The sequence below is a fragment of the Algoriphagus aquaeductus genome (assembly GCF_003253485.1).
In the GTDB taxonomy this organism is placed as follows: Bacteria; Bacteroidota; Bacteroidia; order Cytophagales; family Cyclobacteriaceae; genus Algoriphagus; species Algoriphagus aquaeductus.
In genome coordinates this window covers 22,611-28,610 of record NZ_QKTX01000027.1, presented here as the reverse complement: position 1 = coordinate 28,610, position 6,000 = coordinate 22,611, and the positions used below count along the sequence as shown (strand labels likewise).

Below are 6,000 nucleotides of genomic sequence, written 5' to 3'. Positions count from 1 at the left end.
GTTTGCCCAAGAGAAGAACCTCTGGCTCATGTATGCCCGATGGAATTTATTAATGAATGTTGAACCAAACGGTCAACGCTATTTAGGGAAGGTCAATCTTCAACATTCGATATTCGGCGTTCGATGTTCGATATAAAATGTTCGAGGTTCACCATTTTTACTGTCGAATGTCAAATATTGAATAATGAACACCTAAGTTGGGAAGTATTCCTCAAAATAAACCTTGGAATTCTTAGTGACTTCGTGGCAAACCCCAAAAAAAACCTCCCCGAAGGGAGGCTTGGTTTAGTCTTTTTTCGGCATGGTACCCAACAAGTAGTCCCAAAGTGGAGAGCTTACCCCAAAGGAGGTATCCGGATCTTTGTAGTGATGGATGGCATGATTTACCCAAAGTATCTTCAGGAAATTCTTTGGAGGGTTGTATGCATGCACGATATAATGCACCCCTAGGTAGGCCGCATAACCGATCAAAAATCCAGGAAGGAAGTATAGCGCAAAATCCCCCATAATCAACTTGAAGACCAAATAGAAAATTGCAGCATAGGCAGCACTTACAAAAGGCGGCATGGCCAGGCGGTCCTTATCCTTTGGATAATCATGGTGAACCCCATGGATGGTATATTGAAGTTTATCTTTGAGGGGAGTGTCAGGCTCCATGTGGAAAAAATGCTTGTGCATCATATATTCCACAAAGGTGAAGGCAAACAACCCTACCACCATCACACCCAAACCCAAACCCAAACCAATCTCAGTGGTGGTCAGGGCATAATAAAAGGACACCGAAGAAATCGCAAAAAACAGCGTGATCGGGACCATAATGTGTGTTCTCGAGATCTTTTCCAAAAATGGATTGGAGAACATTTGGGCAGAACCGAAATTATCCGGCCTGTCTAATCGCCCAATCTTTTTCATGCTTGTAGTTGGTTTAACAGTTGCTTCCATGATTTCAAAATTTTATTTCCATCGATAAACTGTGCCGCAAAGGTAAGGGTTTCACTAAAACCAAAGAATATTCTTTAAACTGATTTAGATCAATAAATCAGACCGCACTCATGGTCGCTGCTATGGTTTTTTCATAATAAGCGACATATTTTGGAAGGATTTGATGGATATCAAATTCCTTAGCCCTTGCCAAGGCTCTTTCTTTGAACCCGGGTAAATTTTCCTCTGCCAAAATGTACTTGGCCTTAGCGGTCATATCCTCCACATCTCCCACCTCACAGGCAAAACCGGTAATGCCATCCAAATTGAGTTCAGGAATCCCACCGGCATTGGAAGAAAGAACCGGAACCTCACAGGCCATCGCCTCCAAAGCCGCCAAACCAAAACTCTCTTTTTCCGAAGGCATCAAAAACAAATCCGCCACAGAGAGCACTTCCTCCACCGCTTCCAATTTTCCCAGAAAACGGATATCATCGCAGGTTCCCAAGGTCCGGCAAAGACGCTCCATTCGGTCTCTCTCAGGCCCATCTCCGACAAGCAAAAGCTTGGCTGGAATTTCTTTTCGGATGTTGTAAAAAACCTGGATCACATCTTCCACCCGCTTTACTTTTCGGAAGTTGGAAGTATGAACCAGTAACTTTTCCCCATGGGGACAAATCGCCAGTTTGAAGTGATCTTTTCGCTGCTTTTTAAAACGCTCTAGATCTATAAAATTAGGAATCACTTGGATTTCCTTTTTGATATCAAAGTGCTCAAACGTTTCTTTCTTCAAGTCTTCAGAAACTGCTGTGACACCGTCGGATTGATTGATGGAAAAGGTAACCACAGGTTCGTAGCTCGGATCTTTCCCCACCAATGTAATATCCGTCCCATGCAAAGTCGTCACCACCGGAATATGAATTCCTTCCGCCTTGAGAATTTGCTTCGCCATGTAGGCCGCAGAGGCATGGGGAATGGCATAGTGCACGTGAAGGAGATCAAGTCCTTCATATTTTACCACACTGACCATCTTACTGGCTAGGGCGAGTTCGTAAGGAGCAAATTCAAAAAGCGGGTAACTTTTGATGTCTACTTCGTGATAAAAGAGATTTTCACTGAAAAAATCCAGCCTCATGGGCTGCTTGTAAGTGATAAAGTGAACCTCATGACCCACCTTCGCGAGACCTTTTCCGAGCTCGGTGGCCACAACACCACTCCCACCAAATGTGGGATAACAAACGATTCCTATTTTCATTGATAGCCGGGGTATGGCGATTTGAATTTGCTCTCTAACACGCTTTAGCTGTGTTTTTGTTCAAAATAAAAGATTTTTATGTTCTTGTTTTTTGGTGCCCCATCGATACAAGCGATAGAGCAGACTTTTTGTATCTCAATTTCCTGCTTAATTTACCGAAGATTTACAGTTTATCTATGCAAAAGAAACTTCTACTCTTTGGTATTTTGGTTGCTTTTTGGACCTGCCAACCCAATACTGACATTAACTCAGCAAAACAGGAAAAAATCGATCCTGCCACCTATTGGGGAGAAAACCCCTGGCCAGAAATCCGTAAAAAACGAATCACCCAACTCCTACCCACTGCACTTAAAAATGCGGGAGTAGACGTTTGGCTCGTGCTGTGCAGGGAAAACTACAACGATCCCATTGCTACCCATGTAGGAGGTGAAAATGCCAGCGGCACGGCAGCATTTCTTTTTTACAGTGACGAAAGCGGGTTCCACTCTCTGGTATTCTCTCCGGATGGTGAAGCCACTGCCTTGGATGATTTGGATATTCACGAAAAAGTGGAACGTGTCCCGAGAGGAGAATCTGCTGTATCCAAAGCTGTCGATTTCATCAAGTCCAAACGTTTCCAAAAAATCGCCATTAACACCTCATCCAGCAATGCCATGGCAGATGGCATCACCCATAGTCAATATCAAGAACTTGCCCGTTTGATGGGTGGAGATGCGAAAAAACTGGTCCCTTCAGACGACCTCGTATACGAATGGCTTTCCATCAAACTTCCCGAAGAGGTAGAAATCCTAACCAAAGCGGCCCAATTGGCTTCTGATTTCCAGCATGAGGCCTACGCGATGATCGAACCGGGAAAAACCACCGATGCCGACGTAGCCAAATTCCTCAAAGCCAAAATGGCTGAATACGGAGTGACAGACGCCTGGCACCCCGACCAAAACCCCAATGTCAACTCAGGGCCAGACCGAGGTCATTCGCATGCGACAGACAAAGTCATCATGCCCGGCGATGTCATTCAGACCGATTTTGGAGTAAAGCTCTATGGAATCTGGGTTTCCGATATCCAGCGATTTGCCTACGTTCTGAAGGAAGGGGAAACTGCCGCTCCTGCGGACATACAGAAATACTGGGAAAATGGAAAGGCCGGTAGCCGTGCGGCACTCGGTGCGATGAAGCCGGGTGTCAAAGGCGAAGACGTAGACCGTGCCCAGCGAGACTTGATGGATGCGGCGGGTTCGCTCTATGTGCCTTGGAGTACCGGTCACCCGGTAGGCTATGTGGCCCATGATGTAGGACCAAACCTAGGCGGTGCCCGACTTCCTCAACCACGACCTGCCGCCCAAAAACTACTCAAAGAAGGAATGGTATTCGCTTTTGATGGATTTCATTGCTGGAAGCAGCCAGATGGAACGGAAAAAACCATCTCCGTCGAAGAAATGGCCGTGGTGACAGCAGACGGAGCCCGATATTTAATTACCCCTCAAGAAGACTTGATCTTAGTGGGGAAAAAGTAAATCCGGAACAATTGAAAAGGCTGGGCAACCGGCCTTTTTGATTTACGGTTTTAGAGATACGATTTAGGCGATTCAAAGTACCTCAATCTGCCAAATAGCATTTTGGCAGGAGTATTTAAATAGTTCAGATCTGCTACTTTGGACGTCAACAATTGCCCTCACTTGATTCTATTTTTCAACTCCAAAAATCTGTGATAACCTGCCTGCGCAAGCAGGTCTGTGTCTTTTTCTGAGAAAACTTGCCTGCTGCAAGCAGGTCTGCGAGAAACTGGACTAGATTAAACATCAAAAAATAGACTTCAGCCCCAAATGCTCCACAAATGGATCAAAATCCTGATCAGAATGCAATAGTGGAATATTTTTAGAAATGCAGTACGAAGCGATATAGCAGTCAATGGTTTTGCGGATCGTGATTCCTTTTTTCCGTAGAAAGCGATAGTTCTGAGCGGATTTTAAAGCCAAATCATGACTTGCCAATATTGAAAATGGAAACTCATCCAGAAAACTTTTGACATCATAGAAAACGGAATCATCACGGTATCCCTGAAGAATTTCGGTATAAATTAAGTCTACCATCAGAATATTTTGCACTCCAATAAACTGGCTTAAAAAATCTGCTTCCTTAGTGGTTTTTCCATTTAAATATTGAATCCAAACTGAACTATCAACCAAGATCACGACTTTCTCTCATTTCGTTAAGATCTCCTTCCCATTGATATTTCCCTCTAATTTGCTTAATCCTTTCCTGTTTCTTCAAGGATACCATTTGGGCTAAAGCTTTTTCAACCACGCCTTTTTTAGTGTTGATCCCGGTAAGCTTCATCGCCTCCTGAATCAGATTTTCATCAATATCGATATTGGTTCTCATGTGTATGTTTTTGATAAATATACACATCATTCGGGATTAAAGTTTTGACGGTTCAGTGAAAAAATTACCTTAGCCCACTAAAGGCGTCTTAACCCCACAATTTTCAAATATTTCCCTCTTTCAATTTTTCATTTGGCTACCTTTGTCCCAACCAAATCTTTCCCCCGCTATGAACGAGCGCTACATGCAGCGCGGTGTTTCCGCATCCAAAGAAGACGTCCACAACGCCATCTCCAAGCTGGACAAAGGCCTTTTCCCCAAAGCTTTCTGCAAAATCGTCGAAGACACCCTCGGCAATGATCCTGACTTCTGCAACATCATGCACGCAGACGGGGCCGGTACCAAGTCCTCTTTGGCTTACCTCTATTGGAAAGAAACCGGCGACCTCAGCGTGTGGAAAGGCATTGCACAGGACGCCATCATCATGAACACCGATGACCTGCTTTGCGTGGGCGCCATTAATAATATCCTCGTTTCCTCCACCATAGGAAGAAACAAAAATCTGGTACCCGGCGAAGTCATCTCCGCCATTATTCAAGGCACCGAAGAGGTCCTTCAAACGCTCCGCGATAATGGCGTAAACGTCGTGTTGACCGGGGGAGAAACTGCTGATGTCGGCGACCTCGTGAGAACGATCATCGTGGACAGTACGGTCACCTGCCGTATGCGTCGGGACGAAGTGATCTCCAATGACAAAATCCAAGCAGGTGATGTGATCGTGGGTCTTTCTTCCTTTGGCCAAGCCAACTACGAAACAGAATACAACGGAGGCATGGGGAGCAATGGCCTGACTTCTGCCCGTCACGATGTATTTAACAAAGTGCTGAAAACCAAGTATCCAGAAAGTTTTGATCCTTCAGTACCGGACAATTTGGTTTACACAGGCAAATACAACCTAACCGACCCCGCACCGGGTGCTCCGGTCAATATGGGCAAATTGGTCCTTTCGCCTACCCGAACCTACGCCCCGATCATGGTGGATGTGCTCAATTATATGCGTCCAAACATTCACGGTTTGGTTCATTGTTCAGGAGGTGCGCAGACCAAAGTGCTACACTTCGTGGACAATATTCATGTGATCAAAGACAACCTATTCGAGACTCCTCCTTTGTTCCGGATCATTCAGGAGGAAAGCGGTACAGACTGGAAAGAAATGTACAAAGTCTTCAACATGGGCCATCGCATGGAAGTGTACTTGGACGAGCGCTATGCCGAGGAAATCATCGATATCGCCGAATCCTACGGAGTCGAAGCCCAAATCATCGGTCGAGTAGAGCCATTCGAAGGAAAAAAAGTAACCATTCAGAGTTCTTACGGGACGTTTGAATACTGAGCTCCAGCCCCCTGAAGGGGGAATCCTTTGTTCGGAGTTCGGGGTTCAGTGTTCGATATTCGGTATTGGATAAAGGTTAATAGTTAATGAGTTATTGGTTCGGAGTTCA

General features: G+C 45.1%; 6 protein-coding genes. 2 read left to right on the top strand and 4 right to left on the bottom strand.

What is annotated here, in order from left to right; translation table 11 throughout:
- Positions 1 to 285: 285 nt before the first annotated feature.
- The gene (locus CLV31_RS21125; RefSeq protein ID WP_111395075.1) at positions 286 to 912 is read right to left on the bottom strand and encodes a sterol desaturase family protein; all 627 of its coding nucleotides are present in this window, start codon (positions 910 to 912) and stop codon (positions 286 to 288) included.
- A 127-nt stretch (positions 913 to 1,039) separates the two neighbouring features.
- The gene (gene bshA / locus CLV31_RS21120; RefSeq protein ID WP_111395074.1) at positions 1,040 to 2,176 is read right to left on the bottom strand and encodes an N-acetyl-alpha-D-glucosaminyl L-malate synthase BshA; all 1,137 of its coding nucleotides are present in this window, start codon (positions 2,174 to 2,176) and stop codon (positions 1,040 to 1,042) included.
- A 176-nt stretch (positions 2,177 to 2,352) separates the two neighbouring features.
- Here bshA and CLV31_RS21115 point away from each other — a divergent pair, with 176 nt between their 5' ends.
- Complete coding sequence (locus CLV31_RS21115; RefSeq protein WP_111395073.1) at positions 2,353 to 3,690, top strand: M24 family metallopeptidase; 1,338 nt, start codon at positions 2,353 to 2,355, stop codon at positions 3,688 to 3,690.
- Between the two features lie 285 nt (positions 3,691 to 3,975).
- Here CLV31_RS21115 and vapC read toward each other — a convergent pair whose 3' ends face one another.
- Positions 3,976 to 4,368, bottom strand: coding sequence for a type II toxin-antitoxin system VapC family toxin (gene vapC, locus CLV31_RS21110; protein WP_111395072.1), 393 nt, complete (start codon positions 4,366 to 4,368; stop codon positions 3,976 to 3,978).
- A complete protein-coding gene (locus CLV31_RS21105) occupies positions 4,355 to 4,558 on the bottom strand; it encodes a type II toxin-antitoxin system VapB family antitoxin (protein ID WP_111395079.1) in 204 nt (67 codons plus the stop codon). The genes vapC and CLV31_RS21105 overlap by 14 nt, the downstream gene beginning before the upstream one ends.
- A 169-nt stretch (positions 4,559 to 4,727) precedes the next feature.
- On the opposite strand from CLV31_RS21105, the gene CLV31_RS21100 reads away from it, so the two are divergent.
- Positions 4,728 to 5,891, top strand: coding sequence for an AIR synthase related protein (locus tag CLV31_RS21100; protein WP_111395071.1), 1,164 nt, complete (start codon positions 4,728 to 4,730; stop codon positions 5,889 to 5,891).
- The last annotated feature ends 109 nt before the right edge of the window (positions 5,892 to 6,000 follow it).

What these genes read in the sequence shown, in the direction of transcription:
- CLV31_RS21100 (WP_111395071.1), top strand. Translation starts at nt 4,728, where the DNA reads ATGAACGAGCGCTACATGCAGCGCGGTGTTTCCGCATCCAAAGAAGAC.
- CLV31_RS21115 (WP_111395073.1), top strand. Translation starts at nt 2,353, where the DNA reads ATGCAAAAGAAACTTCTACTCTTTGGTATTTTGGTTGCTTTTTGGACC.
- CLV31_RS21125 (WP_111395075.1), bottom strand. Translation starts at nt 912, where the DNA reads ATGAAAAAGATTGGGCGATTAGACAGGCCGGATAATTTCGGTTCTGCC.
- CLV31_RS21105 (WP_111395079.1), bottom strand. Translation starts at nt 4,558, where the DNA reads ATGAGAACCAATATCGATATTGATGAAAATCTGATTCAGGAGGCGATG.
- bshA (WP_111395074.1), bottom strand. Translation starts at nt 2,176, where the DNA reads ATGAAAATAGGAATCGTTTGTTATCCCACATTTGGTGGGAGTGGTGTT.